Here is a 25039-nt window from a genome sequence, read left to right as displayed (position 1 = left end):
GCGGACTTATGCGATATTGTCGGCGGCTTTCGCCGCTCCGGTTTTGCGCGGCACGCCCGCGCCCGTTCTCCAAGCCCGACTCGGTTTTGCTCGGGGCGCGGAGGCGCAAAAAAAACGCGCCCGATTGCGGGAGCGTCTTGCGTTTGCCGAACTTCCGCGCCGCTTAGACGGCTTCGGCTACGAGCGTTGAAAATTCGGGCAGAATGCGCTGGAATTGGGATACCTCTTCGAGGGGAAGCTCGGTCTCTTCGGTGATTTTCCAGTTGGAGTTTTCGTTGATGATTTCCGCCGTCCAGTCGAAGTATTCGCGGTAGTCGGTGCGGAAGTAGAGCTTTGTGCCCGCGTTTGCGAACTGCCTGATGTAGTCGAGAAATTCGTGCTGCATGAGGCGGCGTTTGTGGTGGCGTTCCTTCGGCCACGGGTCGGGGAAAAATATGAAGATTTTGGCGAGTCGCGCGTCGCGCGGCATTGCCTCCAAAAATTCGAGAGCCTCCGCCTTGACGAAATGCGCGTTCGAGGCGTTTTTGTTTTTCGCGCGGCGTTGCGAGTCGCGCACGCGCTCGCTGATGAGGTCGATTCCGACGCACAGCTCGTCGGGGTTGTCGGCGGCGTACGCGCTCAGCCAGTGCCCCTTGCCGCAGCCGATTTCGAGCGAGATGTTTTGCGACAGCGCGAAGATGTCGGCGCAGGTTTCGCGGAGTCGCGCCACGCGTTCGGCGCGCCGTCTGAGTGCGTCTTCAAGGCTCATTATTCGGACGCCTCTTCCTTCGCCTTGTTCGCCGCGGCGAGTTTGCGGTACTTTTTCGACCAGTAGCCGAGACCCTCTTTCGTTTTGTCGTCGAGCTGCTTTACGATTTTTGCGGGAGTGCCGAGCACGAGCGAGCCCGCGGGAACAACCGTGTTTTTCGTGACTACCGCGCCCGCGCCGACAATGGAGTTGTCGCCGATAACCGCATTGTCGAGCACGACCGCGCCCATTCCGATGAGGCACTCGCTGCCGATTTCGCACGCGTGGATAACCGCGCCGTGCCCGATTGTTGTGTCTCTGCCGATTTTCACGCCGGCGTCGTCGGCGAGGTGCACCATTGTGCCGTCCTGAATGTTCGAGCCTTCGCCAATCTCAATCGAATTGATGTCGGCGCGGAGCACGCAGCCCGGCCAGACGCTCGCATGCGCGCCGATTTTCACGTCTCCGATTAGGACGGCGTGTTTGCTGACGTATGCTGTGGGGTCGATTTGCGGATTTTGTCCGAGATATTTTTCGAGTCTTTCTTCGAGTGTCATGTTCATTAATCGGTTTGAAGTGAAGTTTGCGCGAAGCGTTTATAATTTCAACGTTATTCCGCCGCATTTTTGCGTTGCGGTAGATAGACATTTTCGGCGTTTTTTTGTTTGAAAAAACTCGCAATCCGCGCGTCGGGGGCGATTATTGCCCGATTATGTTCGATTTTTCACAGTTGTTTTCGTCGCCCGCCCAGATGTGGACGCTTTTTCTGTGCGCGGTGCTCGTCGGAATGTCGAAGACGGGCATGCAGGGCATAAACACGATTTCCATTCCGCTCATGGCGATAGCCTTCGGCGCGAAGCCCTCCACGGGCGTGATTCTTCCCATGCTCTGCTTTGCCGACCTCGTCGCCGTGTGCTACTACCGCCGCCAGACATCGTGGCGGATTGTGCTCAAACTTCTGCCGCCTGCGGTGGCCGGATTTTTCCTTGCGATATTCGTTGATTCTTTCGTTCCCGCCGACGAGTTCAGAATTCTGATTGCCTTTTGCATATTTTTGGGGCTTGTGGTGATGTTTTGGACGGAGCGCGGCGGCGCGTGCGACGGCTCGATTGCCCGCAAGTGGTGGTACGCGCAGTCGTTCGGCGTGGCGGGAGGATTTACCACTATGATTGGCAACGCTGCGGGGCCCGTTATGTCGGTATACCTGCTGAGCGCGAGGCTTCCGAAGCTTGTTTTTGTGGGCACAAACGCGTGGTTTTTTCTGCTTGTAAACTACATGAAGCTGCCGTTCCAGATTTTTGCGTGGGACAACATAGGCGCAAAAAGCCTCGCCGTGGGAGCCGTGGGCATTCCGTTCATTCTGCTCGGCGCGGTCTTCGGAATTTGGTTTGTGAAAAAGCTTCCCGAAAAGTGGTACAGGGCGTTCATTGTGGCGACCACGATTATTTCGACCGCCGCGATGTTCTTTTGCTAAGCCCGCCTTGCGCCGAGGCTTTCCGAAGTTTGCGCCCATTTGCGTTTTGCGCGGCGGGGCGCGAATTTGACAAAAAGAAGGTCGGTAGCGTACCCCCACGCTACCGACCAGTTTGTTTTCTACTTTATTTATTTACCCCATCTCCCGTAGGAGAAATGTAATCTTTATTTTCGTAGGTGATTATCGATGGGCGTTTTGAATTTGTCAAGAGTTTTTTTTTTGAAAATTTTTTATGCGCCCGTTCGCGCCTATTTCGCGATGTCCGAAATGTCGAGCATGTAGAGCTGCCGCTGCCCGCTGTGGGCGGAGTCTACAATGACTTTTTTGCCGTCGGGCGTCGAGCGCGGGTGGGTGTCGCAGCGGAATTCGCCCCCGCGCCTTTTGGGCATGTGGAGCTTTGCGATGTCGGTGCGCTCGCCCGTCTGCGTGTTGAAAAGGTAGACGGTTTGGACTGCGTCTTTGTCGGGGTAGGTGTCGTTGAGAACCCACTTGGGCGAGATGTAGGTGCAGTGCCCGTTTCTGGTCATGACGTCCCTGCCGATTTGCGTGGCGCGGGCTTGCGGAGTGTCTTCTATCACGAAGAATCCGTCGCCGTGGGGCGGAATTTTAGTCCACGCGAGAACCGCTTTCGAGTCGGGCGTCCAGATGAAGTGCGACGTGTAGTTGTAGGGGTCTATTATGCGCAGATTGCCGCGTTTCGACGTCCATTATGCGCGACACGAATTTTCCGCCTTCGCGGTCGTTCCAGATGATTTTATTTCCGCTTTTGAGTAAATGCTGAGTGTATTGTTTTCGTAAGATATTGAATATATCGATTGAGCGCGGGTAAAAGGAAATATTTTGCTGCGGATTTTTCTCGCAATCCGAAGCGTTTTTGCATATTGGTTTTTTGTATGAAATTTGGCAAGACAATGTTTTTTTGCGCCGCGCTTCTTGCGGCGACCGTTTCCTCCGCCGAAGTAAAACTGCCGCGCGTGTTTTCCGACGGCGCGGTTTTGCAGTGCGGCAAACCGCTGAAAATCTGGGGGTGGGCGTCGCCCGATTCGGAGATTTCGGTGTCGTTTGCGGGCAAGTCGGCGACGGCGCGGGCTGGCAAATCGGGCGAGTGGAGCGTGCAGCTCCCGCCGCTTCCCGCATCGAAAACGCCGCGCAAAATCGAAATCGCCGAAAACGGCAGGGCGGCGAAGGCCGTCTCCGACGTGCTCGTCGGCGAAGTTTGGGTCTTGGGGGGGCAGAGCAACATGGCGTGGCCGCTTCTTCCCACGACCGACGGCAAGGCGGCAACCGAACGCGCAAATTATCCCGCGGTGCGCTGTTTCAAAAAAATCAGGGGTGCGCTTCCCGACACATTTCTCGAACGTAAATTCGGAACCTTCGAGCGCACTTCGCTGTGCTCGCTCGACCTCGCCCGCGCTCCGCAAAAGGATTCGCCCGAAGGCTCGGTCTGGCGCGCGGCGACCCCGAAAAACGTCCCCCTTTGGAGCGCGATAGGCTTCTATTTCGCCGAAAAACTCGCCGCCGACTTGGACGTTCCCGTGGGGCTCGTTTTCACGCCGATCGGCGGCTCCCCGATGGCGGCGTGGATTCCAGAATCGGCGTGCGCGGGGAACGGATTTTTGGAGATGCGCAAGAAGTCCCATGCAATCGATATGCGCAAGTGGGACAGCGGCGGCTACGAAAAAGCCCTCGCCGAATACAGCGCGAAAGTCGAAAAGCGCAAGTCGGAACTCGCCGAATGGAAGCGCGGCGGCAAAAAGCCCGAAAGCTGGGGCGGATACCGTGCATATGTCCCGCCGTCGAAAGATTCGCCGTTCTCCGCCTCCGCGACGCCGTTCTACAATTTCAACGCGAAAGTCGCGCCCCTCGCGGGCTACGCGGCTCGCGGCATTTTGTGGTATCAGGGCGAGTCCGACGCCCGCGGGGCTTCGCTAGGCGCGTTCGAAAGCCAGCTCGAAACCGTCGTCCGCGTCTGGCGCGAATGCTTTGCCGACCCGAACCTGCCGTTCATTCAGGCGCAGCTTTCGTCCTACGGGAAAAGCGCAAACTGGGCGGAGGTACGCGCGGCGCAGCTTGCCGTTTCCGAGCGTACCGAAAACATGTACACAGTCTGCACCCTCGACATCGGCGACAAAAACGACGTACACCCGCGCAACAAAACGGACGTCGGGCTGCGCATGGAGCGCGTCGCTATGGCTTGCGTCTACGGGAAGCGCGGGGAGTCGCCGCTTTCGCCGATTTTCGAAAGCGCGAAATTCGGCGGGGCTTCGGCGGAAGTGTCCGTGGATTCTTTCGGGCGCGGGCTCAAAGCCGACGGCGCGCTGCGCGGCTTCGAGGCGTCGGTAGGCGGAAAATGGGTTGCGGCGGACGCCGCGCTCGACGGCGGGAAAATCGTAGTGTCGTCGCGCAACGGCGGGAAAATCGACGGCGTGCGCTACCTGTGGAAACAGTACCCGCAGGACGACGTGTGCCTGCGCAATTCCGACGGTCTGCCGCTCTTCCCGTTCTCGGTTTCGGTAAAATAGCTCGCCGCGCGGGCATCTCCGCAACTCGCGGGGAGGACGCCTTTTGCGCGGTTCGGACGCCGTTTGCATCGACGCGTTTTTTTGTTGAAAGACGCGCCCGATTTTTGATAATACTTTCCATGTGCCCGCGCATTTGCGCGGACTTCCTTTTTAATACAAATATATACTTACTATGGTAAAATTGTTTTTAACGGCGGCTCTTGCCGCATTCGCACTGACGGGGACGGCCTCGCCGAAAATCGACACTTCGGCGGACAGGGTTAAAACCGACCTCGACGTTTCGTATACACGCTTGGGAACGCTCAAACCCAAGAGCACTGCGGAGGCGCGGAACAACCTCACAATCGGCGGCGAAACGCTCGACAGAGACTACGCCGATTTCGACAAGTACAAGCAGTATCTTGCGCCGCTCGGCATGAAGCACATAAGGCTTCAAGGCGGCTGGGCGAAAACCGAGAGCCAAAAGGGCGTCTACGACTTCGCATGGCTCGACAAAATCGTCGACGAGTGCATAGCCCTCGGAATCACGCCGTGGATTCAGACCTCCTACGGCAACACAATCTACAAGGGCGGCGGCACGCCGTTCCTCAAAGGCGGCATGCCGTCGTCTCCCGAAGCGAAAGCCGCGTGGGACGCGTGGGTCGACGCAATGTCGAAACGCTACGCGGGGCGCGTCGAGTGGGAAATGTGGAACGAGCCCGACTTGGACAGAAAGCGCACCGTCGCCGATACCGTCGACATGAACGTGCGCACCGCCGAAATCATCAGAAAGAACGACCCCAACGCCAAGATTTCGGGGCTTGCGCTTGCGAGAATCGTTCCCGAAAAATTCGAGGAATACGTCAAGGCTCTCTCCGACGCGGGCAAGCTCGAACTCTTCGACTGGCTTTCGTACCACGGCTACGACTTCCGCCCCGAAAACTCGTACGTAGACGTCGAGAAAATGGCGGAAATCCTGAAAAAATACTCCAAGAAAGTCCAGCTCAGGCAGGGCGAAAACGGCGCGCCCTCCAAGGGCTTTCTCGGCGGCGCGCTCACAAAGCACCCGTGGACGGAGCTTTCGCAGGCAAAGTGGGACTTGCGCCGCATGCTCGGCGACCACGGCAGGGGCATCTGGACTTCGTGCTTCACAATTTCCGACATGCACTACGCCGCGACCGACTTCATCAAAATGCTCAACGTCAAGGGGCTATTGGAGACCGACGAAAAGCACAATGTGGTGAAAATCAAAACCGCGTACTACGCCGTGCAGAACTTGGTTTCGGTCTTCGAGCTTTTCGAAAACCCGAACAAAGAGGTTTCGGTGAAGACGGGCTTGTCGCACTCGGTTTTCGGCTACTCTCCGAGGGGCGGAACGGCGTTCGTTGTGTGGTACGACGAATGCACTCCGACAAACTTTAACAAGACGACCCCCGCCGACGTGGAGGTCAAGGCAAGCTTCAAAAAGCCCGTGTGGGTGGACATTCTGACGGGCGGCGTATACGAAATCCCCGCCGCGAATATCGTAAAAACCCGCGGGGGAACTGTGTTCAAAAACCTGCCGATTTACGACTCCCCGATAGTCGTAGCCGAGCTCGAAGCCGTCGATTTCGTCCCCGCCGCCAAATAGGGCGGGGTGGTTTCGGTTCTTTTAAACGCAAAAACGGCGCGGGAAAAATCCTGCGCCGTTTTTTGTTTTGCGTTTTGCCGCGGGCTTTTATTTTTTGCCCATGATTTTCTTGATGTAGTCGGCCTCCTCCTGCTTGTACGGAACGCCGCTTTCGAAGAAAACGTCGTGGAACCACAGTTTGAGCAGGTCGGGGGTGGGGTTTTTCATCTTGTTGAATTTCCACGAGTATATTGTCTGCGTTTTGCCGCTTACCAAGCCCCAGTTGAACGCCGCAACCTTGTGCTCCTTCATGATTCCGAGGCACGGGTTGAATGTGCTCGCGGGGCGCGCCATGTACTCGGTGCAGAAAAGCGGGCGATTGTATTTTTTGAGCTTTTTAATTACCGTGTTCAACGCCTTTGCGCCGCCGTAGCAGTGGAACGAAATGATGTCGGACTTGTCGCGCTGGAGCTTGTTGAAAACCCTGCCAACGATGTGGTCGTCGCCGGAGTATTCGCCAGAAGTAATGGGTTGCGAGGGGTTCGCCGCCCGCGCCCACACGAACGCCTTTTCGAGCAGCTCGCGCGTGTTGCGGAACACTTCGGCGTTTTCGTTCTCCCTGCCGTCGATTACCGTGTATCCCACGTTTCCTGGCTCGTTGTAGATGTCCCAGCCGATGATTCGCTTGTCGTCCTTGAAGCGCGTGATGACCGCCTTTACGTATTTTTCAAGGTCTCCCCACTGCGATTTGTCGTTGAGCACCTTGAACGACGGCGATTTCACCCAGCCCGAATTGTGATTGCAGAGCTTGGGCTCGGGCTGTTTGCCGTACTCCGATTCGGGGTTCCAGCAGCTGTCGAAGAACACGAAGAGCGTTTTGATTCCGCGCCTGTCGGCGATTTCAAGATACTTTTCCATGTTCGCAAAAAGCTTTTCGCCCTCGTGCTTCCACACGACGTCGCTCAGGAACACGCGCATTGCGTTGAAGCCGAGGCTTTGCGCCCAGCCCAGCTCGCGGTCGATTACATCGGGGCTGAACGTGTCGGTGCTCCACATTTCGATTTGGTTGATTGCGTTCGACGGAATGAAGTTCGCCCCCGCGTAGAACGGCTGGCTTGCGTACCACTGGTTCGCCTGCTGTTCCGTCCATCTTTCGCGCGCGGAAAGCGACGCCGCCGCGCAGACGGCGAGTATTGCGGATATTGTCCTTTTCATATATATTGTATCCTTATTCTTTGTTGCTTGTATTGCTTGCTTCGAAGAATTTTTTGAAGAAAAGAATCTGGAAATCGACCGCGTTGTTCCAGTACTCGTGCGTGTGCGCCCCTGGGCGCGTGGTGTACTCGTGCGGAATGTTCAGGCGCAGGAGCTTTTCGTGGAGTGCTTGGTTTACCTTGTAGAAAAAGTCCTTAGTGCCGCAGTCGATAATCATGGCGGGGGCTTTCGAGGGGTCGATTTTGTCGGCTTCGTTGATTACGGTGTGCGAGTCCCAAATTTCGGGGTTTTCGCTCTTCGCGCCGAGCGAATCTTTCATCGCCCAGCTCGACGGGAACGGGCGAATGTCTACGCCGCCGCTCATCGAGCCGCACGCTCCGAAAACGTCGCCGTGCCTTATCCCGAGCCAGAGTCCGCCGTGCCCGCCCATGCTGAACCCCGTGATTGCGCGGGCTTTGGGCGACTTCACCGTGCGGAAGTTTTTGTCTATAAATTCCACAAGCTCTTTCGAGACGAATGTTTCGTACTTGTATTCCGGCTTTTTTGGGGCGTCCCAGTACCAGCTTTTCGCGCCGTCGGGACAGACGAAGATTATTCCCTGTTGCGTGGCGATTTCGTCGAGGTTGGGTTTTGTGCGCTTGGGCCACGTCGTGTGGTTGCCGCCGAAGCCGTGGAGCAGGTAGATTGCGGGGTAGGATTTCCCCGAATCGGCGTCGTAGGAGTCGGGCAGAACCACGAGCGCGGAGACCTCCTTTTTCATCGCTTCGCTCGGAGCTTTTACTTCGACGGTTTTGCCGTACGCGGCGACCGCCGCAAGCGCGAGTGCCGCCGCAAATATTTTCGCCAGAATTTTCATGATGTATGTCAGCTTTTTTTCGAAAAATAAATATAATGGTTTGAAAGTCGGAATTCAATACTACATATTCGGTCGGTCTTCAATAAAAAACGCGTCCGTTCCGCTTGGCAAAGCCGCGGATTTCGGGTGGCAAACCGCATTCAAAAAATGAAAAACATTACTCCCGAAAACATACTTCTTGTCGGTTCAGGCATGCTGCTTCTGAGCATATTCGCGGGAAAAATGAGCTCGCGCTTCGGCGTGCCGTCCCTGCTTCTGTTTCTGCTTGTGGGCATGCTCATGGGAACCGACGGAGTAGGATACCACTTCGACAACGTCTACGCGACGCAGTTTGTGGGAATCATGGCGCTTAGCGTAATCCTCTTTTCGGGCGGTATGGACACCCGCATTTCCGACGTCAAGCCGATTGTAGGCGAGGGGCTTGTGCTTGCAACTTTCGGGGTCGTGGCGACCGCCGCGCTCACGGGCGCGTTCATCTGGGGCATTTGCGGGCTTTTCGGCTTCAAGCTGGGCTTGGCGGAGTCGATGCTGTTGGCGTCGGTGATGTCGTCCACGGACTCCGCCTCGGTTTTCGCTCTGTTGCGCGCTCGCGGGCTTAAACTCAGGGAAAACCTGCGCGAAACCCTCGAACTCGAAAGCGGCAGCAACGACCCCATGGCGTACATTCTCACCATTGTCCTCATTCAATACATTCAGGGCGGGCTTGAATTCCACTCGGCGGTGTACTCGTTTTTCTTGCAGATTATTCTGGGCGCGGCGTTGGGCGTCGCGCTCGGGTACGGGATAGTCTGGCTCGTCAACAGGGCGTCGCTCGACAACGTCGCGCTGTACTCGGTGCTGCTTGTCGCGTGCGGGTTTTCGGTGTTCGCGGTGGTGGACGCCGTCGGCGGCAACGGCTACTTGGCGGTCTACATCGCGGGGCTTATTTTCGGCAACTCGACCGTCGTCCACTTGAAGAGCACGAAGAAATTTTTTGCGGTTTTCGCGTGGCTTTGGCAGATAATAATCTTCCTTACCCTCGGACTTCTCGTGAACCCGCGCGAGCTTGTGCCGGTGGCCGCGTTCGCGATTTTAATCGGCGCGTTTTTGATAGTCGTGGGGCGTCCGCTGAGCGTGTGGCTGAGCCTGCTTCCGTTCAGACGCTATTCGAATCGCGGCAGAATGTACATTTCGTGGGTCGGTCTGCGCGGAGCTGTCCCGATTATCTTTGCGACATACCCGCTCGTCGCCGACGTGCCGAACGCGCGGCTGATTTTCAACGTGGTGTTTTTCATCACGATTCTGTCGCTTATGGTGCAGGGCATGACCGTTGTGAAAATGGCGTCGTGGCTGGGCGTTTGCGACAAGTCCAACGCAAAAAAATCCGACTTGGATTTCGAGCTGCCCGACGAAATGAAATCCGTCCTTTCCGAAATCGACGTAAGCCAAACGCTTCTCGAAAAGGGGAACACCCTGATGAAGCTGGGGCTTCCGCGGAACACGCTTGTAATCATGGTAAAGCGCGGCGGACGCTATTTCATTCCCGACGGCACGACGACCCTTTTCGACGGCGACAAGCTCTACGTCATAAGCGACCGCGAGAGCGACCTGAAATCGGCGTGCGAAAAGCTCGGCGTTCCCTACTACACCGTGGGCGACGGCATTTAGCCCGCGCTTTCGGTCTTCCGTCCGCCGCAAATACTCCGTTCCCGCGCCCGCTGATTGCGTTTCCTCTGCCTGCGGAAAATCCGCGGGCTTCTCCGCGTTTCGCCCGCCGCAATTTTTGCCGCCGCGCAGCTTTGCGCAATCGGCGCGGACTGCGGCTGTTTTTGCAGGGGCGTGAGCTTTTTTCTTTGCATTTGTTTGTTTTTTTTGCCAATATTTTTTTCGACAAACAGAAAGCAAAACATGGGAAATTCAGTAAAAACATTTTTGACCGCGGCTCTTGCGGCGGTCGCGGCGTCGGCTTCGTTCGGCGGGGAGAAGATATTTTCGTACCGTTCGTTCATGCCCGAATTTGCGGCAATGAAACGCTTTGCCGACGCGGGGGTAGACACCGTCGCGTTTCTGCCCGCCAACACGACAAACTCGCTCGGCGACAGATACAGCCAGTACCCCAACATCTGGACTTGGTTCGACGAATACCATTTCGAAGTTCTCGACAAACAGTTCGACGACATTCTTGCGGTCAACCCCAACGCAAAATTCGTCTGCATTGTAGACCTCAACTCGCCCCACTGGTTTACGCGTCAGGAGGCGTGGAATTCGATGGAATGCGACAGCTTCACCCAGCTTTCGAACGCGGTTTCGAACCCGCGCTGGCGCAGGGAAACCGCAAAGTACCTGAAAGAATTTCTAAAACACACCGAAAAGAAGTACGGCGACAAAATAAAGGCGTATCTGCTCGCCTGCGGGCAGACCGACGAATGGATGGATTACAGCCGCTTCGCCGCGGGCAGAAACAAAACGAAGGCGTGGAAAAAGTGGCTCGCCGAGCGCGGCAAGAAAATCGTGCAGGTGCCGACATTCGACCGCATCGACCACGCGACTTTCGAAGACTTTATCCGCGACCCGCAAACCGAGGGCGACATAATCGACTATTGCGAATTTTCGAGCGATATCATCGTAGATACAATCAACGAATTTTCGGGCATTACCCGCAAAATGGTTTCGCCCGACAAGCAGATAGGCATGTTCTTCGGCTACATTGTCCAGCTTGCTCAGGGGAGAATGGTCTCTTGCGGACACCTCAGCTACGAGCGCATTTTCTCGTCGCCGAACATCGACTTTTTCGTCTCCCCCGGAACGTACTACGACAGAAAAATGGGGCAGGGCAGCGGCTTCATGTGTCCCAACGGCTCGCGCCTGCGCAGCGGCAAGGGCTGGCTGCACGAAATCGACCACCGCACGCCCACTACAAAAGTTCCGCGCCTGAACGTCGCGGGCTTCGACTCCGAATGGAAGAATCAGGCGGAGGTTGACGCGGGCATGAAGCGCGAGTTCGCGCTGACGATGGTCAACGGCGCATCGCTCTGGTGCTTCGACATGTGGGGCGGCTTCTACGACGCCCCCGAAACGATGAAGCTCATCGCCCAAAGCAAAAAACTGTGGGACAAATACGCCGCGAAGAACGAGCGCAGCATGGCGGAAGTCGCGCTCATCGTAGACCCGCAGAGCGCGGTGTACGTCAACGAGACGAACAAAAAATGCAAAAAGATTTTCGTCGACATGCGCACAAAGCTCAACCGGCTCGGTGCGCCGTTCGAAGTATACTCGTTCAACGACATCGGCAAGGCGGACATGTCGCGCATAAAAATGTTCGTGTTCCCCGCGATGTTCCACCTCACGCCCGAACGTCGGGAAGTTCTCGAAAAGCACGTCTTCACGCAGGGGAAAACGGCGGTGTTCCTCGATGCCGCGGGCATTTCCGACGGCAAGACGCTCGACGTCTCGCGCGTGGAAAAGCTCACGGGCTTCCCGTATAAAACGGACGGCGTGAACGCGCGCAAATACTCCGACCACACCCGCGCGTACGTCTACGACTACGAAAAGCTCACTCCCGCCGTCATGCGCGACCTTGCCGCAAAGGCGGGCGCAACGCTGTATACCGACTTCGAAACGCCCGTGTTCGCGAGCGAAAGGCTTGTGGCAATCCACACGGCGAAAGGCGGCAGACGCGCGATAACGCTTCCGAAAAAATACTCGAAAGTCGTGGAAATTTACAGCGGGAAAGTCGCGGCGGTCAACGCCGACAAATTCGAATACGATTTTGCCACCCCCGACACCGCCGTTTTCGAACTCTTCGAATAGCGGCGGCGCGGAATCAAATTTTAACAAAAACAGACAGGAAATAATATGGCGGACAAAGTATATTTGGCGGTCGATTTGGGCGCGGGCAGCGGCAGGCTGATGGCGGGGCGTTTCGACTCCAAGACAATCAAGCTCGAAGAGGTTTCGCGCTGGGCGAGCGCGCCCGTGAAAATCGGAAACTCGTTCCACTGGGACGTCGAGGCGATTTTCGGCGAAATCGTCTCCGCAGTCAAAAAGGCGCGCTCGCTTTACGGCGACGCAATCGTATCGCTCGGCATCGACACTTGGGGGGTTGACTACGGGCTGCTCGACGAATCCGACAAGCTCCTCAACATGCCCTACATCTACCGCGATTCGCGCACCGACGGCATGATGGATTCTGTGTTCGCGAAAATCTCCAAAAAGGAAATCTACTCGCAGACGGGCATTCAGTTCATGTTCTTCAACACCGTCTTCCAAATTGCGGCGGAGCTCGAAAAGGGCGGCAACATCGGCAGGGCAAAAACATTTCTCATGATGCCAGACCTCCTTGCGTTCATGCTCACGGGCGTGAAGGTAAACGAGCGCACGAACGCCTCCACCACACAGATGTACAACCCGTTCAAGCGCGGCTGGTCGGCGGAGATTCTCGGGAAAATCGGCGCGCCCGCGGGGATTTTCAAAAACGGATTCGCCGAATGCGGCGACACAATCGGCGCTTTGCGCCAAAATCTGCGCGGCGAACTCGGCGACTTGAAGGTAGTGGCGGTGGCAAGCCACGACACCGCCTCCGCCGTCGCCGCAACGCCCGCGCGCACCGCGCTTCCAGCCTACATTAACAGCGGAACGTGGTCGCTCCCCGGAGTCGAAATTCCCTCGCCGATTGCGACCGACGCGTCATTTGCCGAAAATTTCACAAACGAAGTCGGCGCGGAAAACACAATCCGCTTCCTCAAAAACGTAACGGGCATGTGGCTTGTTCAGAAATCGAAGGAAGTCTGGAAAGCCCGCGGCTGCGACAAACCGTACTCCGAGCTTGAAAAGGAGGCTTCGGAAAGCCGGCCCATGCGCACGCTGCTCAACCCCGACGCGTCCGATTTCGTCATGCCCGACGACATGCCTGCGGCAATCGCCGAATTCGCCCGTAAAACGTCGCAGCCCGTGCCCGACACCCACGGACGCATTTTCCGCGCCATTCAGGAGAGCATCGCGCTCAAATACGCGTGCGTTTTCGAGACCATCGAAAAGCTTGCGGGCGTGAAAGTCTCGGAAATCAACGTCATGGGCGGCGGCTCGAAAGACGCCGTGCTGAACGCCTTTACCGCAAACGCCACGGGCCGCACGATTCTCGCCGGCCCGACCGAATCTACCGCGCTCGGCAATGTCGCTATGCAGATGAAAGCAGACGGCGTAGTTTCGAATCTGGCGCAGGCTCGCGCCGTGATTTCGGCAAGCTGCGAACCCAAGATTTTCGAGCCGTCGAAAGTCGATGCCCAACTTTGGGCTGACGCGCTCGGCAAATTCAAGGAACGCTTCCTCTAAAATTGCGGTCGTTACAAGCCGAATAAAAAGCCCGCGCGGACACTCTGCATGGGCTTTTTGTTTGCGCGGGGCGGGTAAAATGCGTTGGCGGTTTTTTTATTCTTACACAAAAAAACCGCCCCAATTAGGAGCGGTTTTGTTTTGAAATTTTGCGCTTATTTGCGTCTGCGGTATGCCGCCAAGCCCAGCGCGATTGCGCCGAAAATCGCCGCGTACGTCGAGGGTTCGGGGATTTGGAAGCGGAGCGCGTATTTGCCGTATTCGGAATTGACTTCCACGAGCGCGAGCTGGTCTTTTGTGTAGCTGTTCGAGCCGTCGTTTGCGGTCACCGTGAGCTTTTCGTCATTCCACCAAGCGTTTTCGTCGAAGAAGATTGTGCCTTCAACAAAATCGGCGAAGTGGAGTTCTGCGAGAACAGGCGATGAGGTTGTGTCTTTGCTTGCGTTTCTGCCGACGGTATTGAAGTTTGCTTTCACTCCGTCGATTACCGTGATTTCCATTCTCGATGAGTCTTGGAAGTATACGCCTTCAAAGTTGTTGTCGGCGGCAACAGTGAGCTTGTTGGGGCTGCTTAGACCGCCGACGTTCGTCAGCTGTGCAAAACCCTTTGTGTTGTCTGTGGTGAACGCGTTTTTCTTGTTGACAATAAGTTCGCCGTTGCCAGCAAAGAGAACTCTGCCCCAGTATAATATGCCGCTTGCAAGCGTCTTCGTAAGCTTGATTTCGCCGGCGGTGTCGTCAATTACCAGCCTGCTGCCACCATTGAGCCTGAGTGCGCCTGTCGCTTCAATGCTTGCACCGTCCGAAACGATGTTTTCGCCGTCAAAGTAGATTTGCGAGTTCGCGTTTGCCGTGCCGCTCTTGACTTCGGTTGCAATAACTTTTGCGCCCGCGCCCGAAATTGTGGCGTTTCTAAGCTTCAGGTTGATTCCGTTTGTGGCAACGTAGTTGAAGACGCCGTTGATTATAGCCTTGGTATTAGCGCCATTGAACGAAAACGTCGAATTTGTGGCGTTTAACGTCGAGCCGCTTCCGATTTGGAGGAGCGAAGTATTGTTGAACGTCGTCGCTCCGCTCATCTGGTAGGTGACAGTCGAGTTGTTGTCAATAATCAACTGTACATTGTTGGTTGCCGTGAACGACGTGCCCGTAACGTTTGCGTTTGTGAGAATTTTCAATCTGCCAGTTTCACTAAGGTTGTTGGTCTGCATTGAGAACGTACCCAAATCGATGTTGGCGTATGTGCTGTTGCCTGCTGAGTTTTGGAATACAAGGCTTTTGGTGTATGCGCCATTCCACGACATTGTGCCGTTGTTGTAGAAGGCATCGAAAGTGTCGGCAGTCGATTTGATGTCGATAATAAGCCCGAACGCGCAGTTCCACTTGCTTGGCGAACCATTTGTCGTGAGAGACCTGATTGTATTGTCTTGGTCTTTGTTCCCGAAGAACGCTTCTGCGGTCGGAGATGCTTGATTCGGGTTGAGGACTACGTCTTCACCCTTAATTGTCGTGCGTTTTTCGTAATCGGCACCGCCGTAGATGTTGTCCGCAGCTTGCGCGCAGAGGGCGCAGAGCGAACCGAGTAGGATTGTAGCTGTTTTCTTCATTGCTGTTTAGTAGATAATTTTTGGGTTTGAAATTAAATATGCCCAAACAGGCTTTTGTTATAATATAGTAAAAGCACTCCGCCCCGAATTTGCAAGAATATTTTGGGAAATTATTATTTGCCCAAGATTTATTGAATTTGCGACTTCGTTCCAACTCAGTTCGCAATTTCTGCTTGCCAAAGGCAAGTTGCTCGTCTGCTACCCGCGCTTTCTTGCAAAAGAAACGGACGCGCCCGAATGGACGCGTCCGCGCAAGGAGATAAAAAATGATTATAATCTGCCCGAGGTTATTCTTCGAAACCTACCGAGCTTTTGAGAATGTTGCCCGAGCCGCCGCGGATTGCCTGCGCAATGTTGAACGTTCTCGACGTTTCGCCGTAGACCGTCAAGAGCCCCTGGCCCGTGTTTTCGTCGCGGAGGGAAGTGTACCATTCGACGTGCGCGTCGGTGTAGGCAATGTGGCCGCCCTCGCGCTTGAACACGCCTTCGTTGGCGTCCCACTCGCCGTTGGGCTTCAAGCCGCGCGTCCAGACGAGGGGAGTGCCCGAGGGCGCGTTGGGGTCTGTGCGGTTTGCGACGGCCCAGCTGATGGGGAAGCTTTTGAATTCGGGGTCAAGCCTTGTGTTCGAGCCTTTGCGGTCGATAACAAACTTGGGCATAGCCGCGCCCGAGGAAATTTTTTCGATAACGGGGAGGTCGAAGTCGAGAATCCAGAGCTTGGGGTCGTTGAAGTCGTCAACGCCGCGGGCGAGGGCGGCGGCCCAGTCGTAGATGGTCTGACCCGTTACGATGCGGGTTTTAGTGCCCGTTTTGACATAGGAGAGCCAAGTTTTTGCGATGTTGCTTGCGCTGTTCATCGACTTAACTTTGCTGCCCGCACCCATGGCCTGAGAGAGGGCGGGATAAATCAAGCTGGCGAGAACGCCGATAATGGCGATAACGATGAGCAGCTCGACGAGCGTGAAACCTTTTGATTTTTTTATGTTTTTCATAGTTGTCATGTTGTATAAAGTAGAAGCGCAAGGGCGGCAATATCAATTCCCCTTGCAAGCCCGAAATAAATTGCATATGCCGATTTTTTGCAAGTCCAAAATGAGCCGCGCCCCAAGTTTTTTCGCTTTGCGCTTCTATCTCCTTTTCAAATTGCGCCTTACCGCAACCCCCATCGCCAACAGCCCAAAAACAACCGCATAAGTCGCAGGCTCGGGAATGTTGAGTGAAATGTACAATCCGTCGCTTTTAAGCGCGTAGTCCCACGCGCCACTAAATTTCTTTCCGTTTACGGTCAGGAATAACGTTTTGCCCTTAACAAAATCACCCAATCCGGAAATACGAGAACTATCTGCAAACGAAATTACAGCAACATCGTAGACATCGCTCGACAATATCTCTTCAACAATATTTACAGTAAGAGTTGCCCCGTCCGAAAAATAAAGACTGGAATATTTGCCTACCGTGAATTTCGTAGAACCGCTTAAATCAGTGTCAATTTGAATCATTCCGCGCCAACCAACATACAGAACTGCTCTGTTTGCAATTTCGAACGCCGCACCATTTTCAAGAGTCAACTTCTCCCCAAAAGAAATTGAGGCAAATCTATGGTAATCCGAAATCTTCGCGGAAATTGTTTTCCCGTCAGAATTTTCATATTTACGAATAAGCAAATTGTCCTTATAGCCCATCATCCGAAAATTCTTGATTGTTCCGTCCGTCATTATCGTGTTTTTGTAATTCGGGTCGCCGACAATGTTTTCAAACGTTGCACCGCGCAAATCGGCGCCGCTAAAATTCGCGCCATTTATTGTAGCATTGCTTAAATCTGCATTTGCCAAAGAAGCATTTTCAAAATTGGCAGATGTTAGATTCTGCCCGCTAAAATTCCATCCATTTAAATCGTTATTGCCAAGATTTATACTGTTCAAATTTTTTTCTTGGTAGCTCTTGGTTGATTTTAATTGCGCCTCAGTAAAACCCTTCAACGTTGTACCGCTAAAATTCGCGCCATTTATTGTAGCATTGCTTAAATCTGCATTTGCCAAAGAAGCATTTTCAAAACTTGCAGATGTTAGATTTTGCCCGCTAAAATTCCATCCATTTAAATCGTTATTGCCAAGATTTATACTGCTCAAATTTTTTTCTTGGTAGCTCTTGGTTGATTTTAATTGCGCCTCAGTAAAACCCTTCAACGTTGTACCGCTAAAATTCGCGCCATTTATTGTAGCATTGCTTAAATCTGCATTTGCCAAAGAAGCATTTTCAAAACTTGCAGATGTTAGATTTTGCCCGCTAAAATTCCAGCCATTTAAATCATTATTGCCAAGACTTATACTTCCTAAATCCTTTTCTTGGTAGCTCTTGGTCGACTTTAATTGCGCCTCAGTAAACCCTTTCGAAGTTGTACCGCTAAAATTCGCGCCATTTATTGTAGCATTATTGAAATTTGAACCTGCTAACGCCGTGAACGAAAAGCTCGCCGAATTTAGGTTTGCATTACTGAAATCAATACCAGAAAAGTCGCACTGCAAAAAACTTGTTCCTTCCAGATTTTTTTCTTGATAGCTCTTGGTTGATAGCAACTGATCTTTTGCAATACTTGAAAAACGCGCACCTTTGATTATTGCGTTTGTAAAACTTGTTCCCGTTAACGTAGCACCCAAAAAATCAGCAGAGCTTAAGTTCTGTTCATTAAAATCCCAACCACTCAAATCGTTATAGAGCAACTTTATTCCGCTCAAATCTTTTTCCTGATAGCTCTTGGTCGATTTTAATTGTTCCTCAGTAAATGAAGTTGCATTGCTAAAATTTGTGTCTTTTATTATCGCATTTGTGAAATCTGCACTTGCCAAATTAGCACTGTTAAAATCTGCCGAAGTTAAATTCGTCTTGCTTAATTTCGCACTTGTCAACGTAGCATTATAAAAGCTAGCTCTCTCTAAGTTCTGTTCGCTAAAATCCCAACCACTAAAATCACTACCCCACGGACTAAAGGTTATATCGCTTAAATCTTTTTCCTGATAACTCTTGGTCGATTTTAATTGTGCCTCAGTAAACCCTTTCGAATTTATACCGCTAAAATTCGCGCCATTTATTGTTGCATTATTGAAATTCGCGTCAGTCAAGTTAGCATCGCCTAAATATGCCGAAGTTAAATCAGCATTGCTTAAATCTGCATTTGTCAAGTTAACATAATCTAAATATGTCGAAGTTAAATTTGCATTGCTTAAATCTGCACCGGTCAAAGTAGCCCCATGAAAATGTGCCGAAGTTAAATTTGTGTTCGCAAAATTCGCCCCAGTCAAGTTAGCATTCGTAAAATATGCATCTTTTATTGTAGCATTGGTGAAATTCGCGTCAGTCAATGCAGCATCCCCAAATGTAGTCGAAGTTAAATTTGCATTGCTTAAATCTGCACCTGCCAAATTAGCACTGTTAAAGTTTGTCGAAGTTAAATTTGCATTGGTGAAATTCGCGTCAGTCAAGTTAGCAATGCAAAAATCTGCCGAAGTTAAATCAGCATTGCTTAAATCTGCACCTGCCAAATTAGCACTGTTAAATTCTGCCGAAGTTAAATTAGCCTTGCTTAATTTCGCACTTGTCAACGTAGCATTATAAAAGCTAGCTCTCTCTAAGTTCTGCTCGCTAAAATCCCATCCACTTAAATCATTTCCATCAAGGTTTATTCTACCTAAATCTTTTTCCTGATAGCTCTTGGTCGATTTTAATTGCGCCTCAGTAAACCCTTTCGAAGTTGTACCGCTAAAATATGCATGTTTTATTATCGCATTTGTGAAATTCGCCCCAGTCAATGTAGCTTCCCAAAATGTAGCCGCAGTCAAATTGGCGTTGCTAAAATCCGAATTACTATAGTCGCTATTAGTATAATAGTCGGAAAAGCGCGTCCCGATTGCGATAGAACCTACCCAACTTGAATTAGCGTATGAGCCACTAAAACTTCGACCACTAACGTCTTGTCCGTCAAAATTTTCGTTGTCGGCAAAAGCTACGCTTGAAATGATTGCTGCTTGCAGGAATATGAATGCTTTTTTCATGATTTCACGAGCATAGTATTTAAAATACGATAGTCATCGTAAAGTTGCAAGAATTTGAATTGCAATAAATTTAAAAAGTACAATTTCTCAAACCCAACGCAAAATTACGTTTCCCAACCGTTCAAGAAAATTGCCGAAGTAGCTAATTTCAAAAAGTTCAAAAGTTTTTTGGAAATTGATGTTTGACTATCGTATTTTAAATACGATGAACACTATACTAAATTCAGCTAAGGAAGTTTTGGGGGCGGCGACCGTGTCGGTTCTCGATTCGGCGCGTTATGTCAAAAACATTTTGGACGCAAAGCCAAGCGGTTGCAAATTGACCGACGCGCAGTTTATTTTGAAAGTTATTGAGGTTGGCTTGCGCAGTATTCGGGTGAAGGAAATGGCATTATCCGACGGGTTCGCTTTATATTTTAAAAGCAAGCAGCACTTGCGTCCAGATTCCATAAGGGACATTCGTTGTATCGGAAACCGTCTTTTGCGGACAAATCCCGAACTCGGCAAGCGCAACTTTTCGGAGCTTAGCGTATCGGAATGCGAGGAATGGCTGAATGCGGCGTTTCATACCAACCCGCAATTCAACAAGGCTCGGACTATGTTGCACGGTCTGTTTGAATTCGCCATACGCCGCGAATGGTGCGACAAAAACCCGATAAAGCGAATCGAGCGCAAGAAAGTAATCGAAAGAGAAATCCTGCCGTTGAAACTTGCCGAAACAAGGCGGCTAATCAAGACTGCCCAGCTCGAAAGTCCGAGTTGCGGGGTCGTTGCCGCGCTTTTGGTCTACACTGGAATCCGCCCGCGCGAAGTCCGCAGGCTAACTTGGCGCGATATCGACACCGAAGAAAAGACAATCACCGTCCGCTCGCAGTGCTCGAAAACAGGCGGCGTGCGGCAGGTGGAAATTCCGCCCGTCTTGAACAGGCTCTTGATTTCCCGCAAATCCCAAAACTCTTCCCATATATGCCCGACAGACTGGCAACGCCGCTGGCGGAAAATCCGCGATAACTCTGGCTTTCGCGGATGCTGGATTCAGGACATTCTGCGCCACACCTACGCAAGCTTCCACGCAAAACGCTACGCCGACTTGCCGCGCCTGCAATTAAACATGGGGCATCGCGACCAGTCGCTGCTCCGCTCGCGCTACGTCAACATGCGTGGCATTTTTCCCGCGTCGAGGCGCGGTGTTTTTTTAACTGATATTTTTTATCTGCGATTTTGCAAAACCCGCTTTTATGTGTCGGGTTGGGGAAACCGCAAAACGGGTTTATTCCCGCAAAGCCGCCGCGCGCACGCGCGGGCGGGCGCAAAAAAATTTCGCGGGGAATGCGAAAAGTCTTGAATTGTCGGCCGTAAAAATAAAATGTACTTCGACGATTTTTTAGGGGAATGTCAAACGACGACGACATATTGGACGCCCAGAGCGAACACGGCTATTCGCTTTACGACCTCGTCGTAATGTCCGAAGCCGACGAGCTTGACAAGCTCGACACCGCAACCCTCCTAGAAACCACTCCCCACACGCTTTCGGTCTTCCTCGAACGTCTCGACGTAGACACCCAGCGGCAGGTTCTCCGCAAGCTCAACCCCGAAAAGGTCTCGGAGGTCGTCTCCGAAATGGACCCCGACATGTCCGCGGAGCTCGTCTCCGAAATGCGCGAGCACCGCGCGGTTTCCGTCCTCAACGAGATGGAGCCCGACGACGCCGCCGACATCGTCCGCGAGCTGGAGCAGGAGGATAGGGACAGGCTCCTTAAAGGCATGCAGCGTTCGCAGCCCGAAACCGCCGAAAACGTCCGCGAGCTTCTCGAATACCCCGCCGACACTGCGGGCGCGATAATGAACCCGCACGTCGCCACCCTCGACGACCAGCTGACGGTTGACGAGGCAATCGGCGAAGTCCGCCGCATGCGCGACGAGTACGAGAACATCTACTATCTGTATGTCGTAGATTCGGGCGACATTCTCGAAGGGGTGGTTTCCATGCGCGCGCTCATGCTTGCCCCGAAGGGCGCGAAAGTCCGCGACATCATGGCGACCAACCTCATCGGGCTGCTTTCGCCCTCGATGGACAAGGAAATCGTCGCCCACATCATGGCGGATACCGACTACCATACGCTGCCCGTGGTCGGCGAAAACGGCGAACTTTTGGGGATAATCACGCACGACGACGTTATCGACATCATGCGCGAGGAGGGCACGGAAGACTTGCAGAAACTCGCGGGCGCGGGCGCGGACGAGGGTCTTTTCGACCCCATTTCGACGAGCATAAAGCAGCGTTCGCCGTGGCTTTTGGTGAACTTGCTGACCGCGTTCATAGCGTCGGGCGTCGTGGGAATGTTCGACACAAACATAGCCGCCCTCCCGCTTCTTGCGGTGTTCATGCCGATAATAGCCGGCATCGGCGGAAACACGGGCGCGCAGACGCTCGCGGTCACGGTGAGGTCAATCGCGCTCGGCGAGGCGGGGATTTTCGATATGCGCAGGGTCTGCGTGCGGGAGACGTGCAAGGGCTTTTTGAACGGAATTTGCATAGGGCTGCTGGGCGCGCTTCTTGCGGTAATTACGACATTCCGCTTCGATCTCGCGCTGATTGTGTGGGTTGCGATGGTGATAAACATGTCGCTCGGCGGCTTCATGGGAAGCTTCATTCCGTTCACGCTCAAACGCTTCGGGTTCGACCCCGCCTCCGGCTCGTCCATTTTCACTACGGGCTTTACCGATTCGGGCGGTTTTTTCATTTTTTTGGGGCTTGCCTCCATTTTCCTTTCGTGAAAATCCCGACGCGTCCGCTCGGATTGCGTTTTTTTTGTTGACGGAATCTCCGCGCGGTATTTAGTGTCAATTTAAAGAGGCGGAATCGCCCATAAGCTTTTTTTTGTTCGCGGGGGGAGGCTTGCGTTCAAATTTTTTATAATCACCTACAACAATTATCGACAAAGGATTATTATTATGGAAAGACGCGATTTTGTGAAATCGACGGCTGTGTTGGGCATGGCGGCGGCGTTGCCGCGTTATAGCCTTGCAAGGGCAAAGGGAAACGACCGCATTAAAGTGGGTCTTATCGGCTGCGGCGGCCGCGGCAGGGGCGCGCTATGCAACATGATTTCCGCCGACCAGAACATAGAAATCGTGGCGGTTGCCGACCTTTTTGCGGACAAGCCGCAGCAGGCTCTCGACCGCGTGCAAAAGCACATCGAAAAGCTCGGCGACAGCGCGAAGGGCATTTTGGACATGTCGAAGGTAAAGCGTTTCGTCGGTCTGAATTGCGTCGACGAAATTTTGGCGACCGACATCGACGTCGTAATCGACGCGTGCCCGCCCGTGTTCCGCACTCCGCACTTCGAAAAAATCGTGGCGGCGGGTAAACACGCGTTCCTCGAAAAGCCGCCGTGCGTCGACGCGGTTCAGGCCCGCAAAATGCTCGAACTTTCCAAAAAGGCCGACGAAAAGGGCCTGTGCGTAGTCTGCGGCACGCAACGCCGCTACTATTCGGGCTATCAGGAAATGGTAAAGCGCGTTCAGGACGGCGAAATCGGCGAAATCGTCAACGCCCAGTGCTACTGGAATTCGCCCGTCTACGTCGGCGGCCCCGGCTTCCACAGAAACGAGGAGCTTGCGTGGGACACCATGGAATACCAAATCCGCAACTGGTTCTCGTTTATCTGGACTTCGGGCGACAACATCGTCGAACAGCACGTCCACAATATCGACGTCATCATGTGGGCGTTGGGCGACAACCGCAAGCCTGTTGAAGTCCGCGGCTGGGGCAACAGAAGCACCGACCTTCCCACGCCGACATACGGCGACCGTTTCAGCAACTTCGAGGTGGACTTCGACATGGGCGACGGCCTCCGCCTCCAAAGCTACTGCCAGCAGGATCCGAAATCGTCGGGCGAAATCGGCGAAAGACTCGTCGGCACAAAGGGCATTATGTACTCCAACCTCTACGGCCAAATCTACATTTCCGACCGCAAGGGCAACAAGCTTTGGGTCTGCGACAAGGAAAAGGCAAAGGAGTGCATGTCGGAAGAGCACAGATTCCTGCTCGACGCAATCCGCGAAGGCAGACACGTCAACAAAATCAACCAGCTTGTAAACTCGACCCTCCTTGCAATCGCGGGCCGCATGAGCGCGTACTCCGGCAAGAAGTTCAAGTTCGACTGGGTTTTGGCGAAGTCGCAGGAAAGCTTCTGCCCCGAAAAAATCGAACTCGGCAAACGCATGCCGTGGAACGGCGTTCCCGTTCCCGGAAAATACAAACTCGTTTAATAAATTAAAAATCAGGAGAAATTGAAAATTATGGAAAGACGCGATTTTGTAAAAACATCGGCAATTCTCGGCGCGGCGGCGGCTCTGCCGCGTTTCAGCTACGCGCAAATCAAAGGCAGCGACCGCATCAAGGTGGGGCTTATCGGCTGCGGCGGCCGCGGCACGGGCGCGACATGCAACATGATTGAGGCCGACCAAAACGTAAAGGTCGTCGCGATGGCGGACTTGTTTGCCGACAAGCTCCCCAACGCCAAGAAGAAAATCAAGGACTTCTGCGACAAGAAATTCAAGGCGCAGTCCGACGAAATCTTCAACCCCTCGACCGTAAAAACTTTCACGGGCTGGGACTGCTGCGAACAGCTCCTTAAAGAGGACGTAGACTTGGTTATTGAAGCCACTCCGCCCGTGTTTCGCACGCCGCACTTCGCGCAAATCGTCGAAGCGGGCAAGCACGCGTTCCTCGAAAAGCCCGCATGCGTAGACATCACGCAGGCGCGCGAAATCAGGGAGCTTTCCAAGAAGGCGAAGGAAAAGGGAATGTGCATTGTAACGGGCAACCAGCGCCGCCACTCCGCCGCGTATCAGGACGTCATGAAGCGCATTCACGACGGCGAAATCGGCGAAATCCTCGCCGCGCAGTGCTACTGGAACGGCGCGTACTACGTCGGCGGCTACACGGGCTGGGAAGACCTCGGCTTCGACTCCACCGAATACCAAATCCGCAAGTGGGGCGCGTTTATCTGGACTTCGGGAGACCAAATCGTCGAACAGCACGTCCACAACCTCGACGTCATCATGTGGGCGTTGGGCGACAACCGCTTCCCCGTGGAACTCCGCGCGTGGGGCGGCAGAAGCGCCGACGCCGACCTTCCCTCGCCCCAGTACGGCGACAGGTTCACGCACTGCGTTGTAGACTACGACTTCGGCGAAGGCGTAAGGCTCATGAGCTCGTGCAGTCAGGAGCGCAAGACTTCGGGCGAAGTCGGCGAGCGCGTGGTAGGCTCGAAAGCAACTTTGGTGACATCGGGCGGCAGGTGCAGATTCATCGACCGCAAGGGCAAGACAATCTACGCCAACACGCAGGAAATCATAAACCCCTACGTCGCCGAACACAAGTTCCTGCTCGACGCAATCCGCAACGGACGCCGCGTAAACACGCTCGACACCCTGCTGGGCTCGAACCTGATTGCAATCGCGGGGCGCATGAGCGCGTTCTCGGGCAAGAAGTTCAAGTACGGCTGGATGGAGGCGAAGTCGAAGGAAAGCCTCGCCCCGAAGGAATGGAAGTTCGAAAAACGCCAAGTTTCCGTTCCCGTCCCCGGAAAATACGAGCTTGCGTAATCGCAAACGCAAACGAAAAAGCCCCGAAAATTCGGGGCTTTTTTTGCGCCCGCCGCGTTCGGCGGCGGAGCGGAT

The 25039-nt window shown here is 53.6% G+C and carries 18 protein-coding genes; 10 read left to right on the top strand and 8 right to left on the bottom strand.

Features of this window, described 5'->3' with window-relative positions:
* Positions 1 to 163 precede the first annotated feature (163 nt).
* Positions 164 to 748, bottom strand: a complete 585-nt coding sequence (trmB, locus tag P3B99_004550) for a tRNA (guanosine(46)-N7)-methyltransferase TrmB (GenBank protein ID WYJ08393.1) — start codon at positions 746 to 748, stop codon at positions 164 to 166.
* Positions 748 to 1284 carry a gamma carbonic anhydrase family protein gene (locus P3B99_004545; protein WYJ08392.1) on the bottom strand — a complete coding sequence of 179 codons (537 nt, stop codon included), beginning with the start codon at positions 1282 to 1284 and terminating at the stop codon, positions 748 to 750. The genes trmB and P3B99_004545 overlap by 1 nt, the downstream gene beginning before the upstream one ends.
* Positions 1285 to 1439: 155 nt before the next feature.
* Between P3B99_004545 and P3B99_004540 the strand changes: the two genes are divergently transcribed.
* Positions 1440 to 2201 carry a sulfite exporter TauE/SafE family protein gene (locus tag P3B99_004540; GenBank protein WYJ08391.1) on the top strand — a complete coding sequence of 254 codons (762 nt, stop codon included), beginning with the start codon at positions 1440 to 1442 and terminating at the stop codon, positions 2199 to 2201.
* Between the two features lie 248 nt (positions 2202 to 2449).
* On the opposite strand, the gene P3B99_004535 is transcribed toward P3B99_004540, so the two are convergent.
* Complete coding sequence (locus P3B99_004535) at positions 2450 to 2779, bottom strand: hypothetical protein (GenBank protein WYJ08390.1); 330 nt, start codon at positions 2777 to 2779, stop codon at positions 2450 to 2452.
* A gap of 333 nt (positions 2780 to 3112) precedes the next feature.
* Between P3B99_004535 and P3B99_004530 the strand changes: the two genes are divergently transcribed.
* Both P3B99_004530 and P3B99_004525 read left to right on the top strand, forming a co-directional pair.
* Entirely contained in the window at positions 3113 to 4723 is a 1611-nt protein-coding gene (locus P3B99_004530; protein ID WYJ08389.1) for a sialate O-acetylesterase, read from the top strand.
* 172 nt (positions 4724 to 4895) lie between these two features.
* Positions 4896 to 6332 (top strand): cellulase family glycosylhydrolase, encoded by a 1437-nt coding sequence (locus tag P3B99_004525; protein WYJ08388.1) that lies wholly within the window; start codon positions 4896 to 4898, stop codon positions 6330 to 6332.
* An 87-nt stretch (positions 6333 to 6419) separates the two neighbouring features.
* Here P3B99_004525 and P3B99_004520 read toward each other — a convergent pair whose 3' ends face one another.
* Positions 6420 to 7526: a cellulase family glycosylhydrolase gene (locus tag P3B99_004520; protein WYJ08387.1), complete on the bottom strand. Its 1107-nt coding sequence runs from the start codon at positions 7524 to 7526 to the stop codon at positions 6420 to 6422.
* A gap of 13 nt (positions 7527 to 7539) precedes the next feature.
* Positions 7540 to 8382 (bottom strand): alpha/beta hydrolase family protein, encoded by an 843-nt coding sequence (locus P3B99_004515; protein WYJ08386.1) that lies wholly within the window; start codon positions 8380 to 8382, stop codon positions 7540 to 7542.
* A 147-nt stretch (positions 8383 to 8529) separates the two neighbouring features.
* Between P3B99_004515 and P3B99_004510 the strand changes: the two genes are divergently transcribed.
* From P3B99_004510 to P3B99_004500, 3 genes are all read left to right on the top strand, one after another.
* On the top strand, positions 8530 to 10029 hold the full coding sequence (locus tag P3B99_004510; GenBank protein ID WYJ08385.1) for a potassium/proton antiporter: 1500 nt from the start codon (positions 8530 to 8532) through the stop codon (positions 10027 to 10029).
* Positions 10030 to 10269: 240 nt separating this feature from the next.
* Positions 10270 to 12171 carry a hypothetical protein gene (locus tag P3B99_004505; protein WYJ08384.1) on the top strand — a complete coding sequence of 634 codons (1902 nt, stop codon included), beginning with the start codon at positions 10270 to 10272 and terminating at the stop codon, positions 12169 to 12171.
* Positions 12172 to 12216: 45 nt separating this feature from the next.
* Positions 12217 to 13692 (top strand): rhamnulokinase family protein, encoded by a 1476-nt coding sequence (locus P3B99_004500; protein WYJ08383.1) that lies wholly within the window; start codon positions 12217 to 12219, stop codon positions 13690 to 13692.
* Between the two features lie 155 nt (positions 13693 to 13847).
* Here the strand turns inward: P3B99_004500 and P3B99_004495 are convergent, their stop codons facing one another.
* The 3 genes from P3B99_004495 to P3B99_004485 form a co-directional block, all read right to left on the bottom strand.
* Positions 13848 to 15299 carry a PEP-CTERM sorting domain-containing protein gene (locus P3B99_004495; protein WYJ08382.1) on the bottom strand — a complete coding sequence of 484 codons (1452 nt, stop codon included), beginning with the start codon at positions 15297 to 15299 and terminating at the stop codon, positions 13848 to 13850.
* Positions 15300 to 15586: 287 nt separating this feature from the next.
* Positions 15587 to 16291: a type II secretion system protein gene (locus P3B99_004490; GenBank protein ID WYJ08381.1), complete on the bottom strand. Its 705-nt coding sequence runs from the start codon at positions 16289 to 16291 to the stop codon at positions 15587 to 15589.
* Between the two features lie 135 nt (positions 16292 to 16426).
* The gene (locus P3B99_004485) at positions 16427 to 19348 is read right to left on the bottom strand and encodes a pentapeptide repeat-containing protein (protein WYJ08380.1); all 2922 of its coding nucleotides are present in this window, start codon (positions 19346 to 19348) and stop codon (positions 16427 to 16429) included.
* 205 nt (positions 19349 to 19553) lie between these two features.
* Between P3B99_004485 and P3B99_004480 the strand changes: the two genes are divergently transcribed.
* The 4 genes from P3B99_004480 to P3B99_004465 all read left to right on the top strand — a co-directional run bounded on the left by P3B99_004480 (position 19554) and on the right by P3B99_004465 (position 24964).
* Positions 19554 to 20693, top strand: coding sequence for a tyrosine-type recombinase/integrase (locus tag P3B99_004480; GenBank protein WYJ08379.1), 1140 nt, complete (start codon positions 19554 to 19556; stop codon positions 20691 to 20693).
* A 47-nt stretch (positions 20694 to 20740) separates the two neighbouring features.
* Complete coding sequence (gene mgtE / locus P3B99_004475; protein WYJ08378.1) at positions 20741 to 22126, top strand: magnesium transporter; 1386 nt, start codon at positions 20741 to 20743, stop codon at positions 22124 to 22126.
* Between the two features lie 177 nt (positions 22127 to 22303).
* Positions 22304 to 23623 (top strand): Gfo/Idh/MocA family oxidoreductase, encoded by a 1320-nt coding sequence (locus tag P3B99_004470; GenBank protein WYJ08377.1) that lies wholly within the window; start codon positions 22304 to 22306, stop codon positions 23621 to 23623.
* Positions 23624 to 23653: 30 nt separating this feature from the next.
* The gene (locus tag P3B99_004465) at positions 23654 to 24964 is read left to right on the top strand and encodes a Gfo/Idh/MocA family oxidoreductase (GenBank protein WYJ08376.1); all 1311 of its coding nucleotides are present in this window, start codon (positions 23654 to 23656) and stop codon (positions 24962 to 24964) included.
* Positions 24965 to 25039: the final 75 nt, after the last annotated feature.

The organism is Opitutia bacterium KCR 482 (genome assembly GCA_029269845.2).
In the GTDB taxonomy this organism is placed as follows: Bacteria; Verrucomicrobiota; Verrucomicrobiia; order Opitutales; family Intestinicryptomonadaceae; genus Merdousia.
The sequence above is the reverse complement of the archived record's forward strand: the minus strand, read 5'-3'. Positions and strand labels throughout refer to the sequence as shown.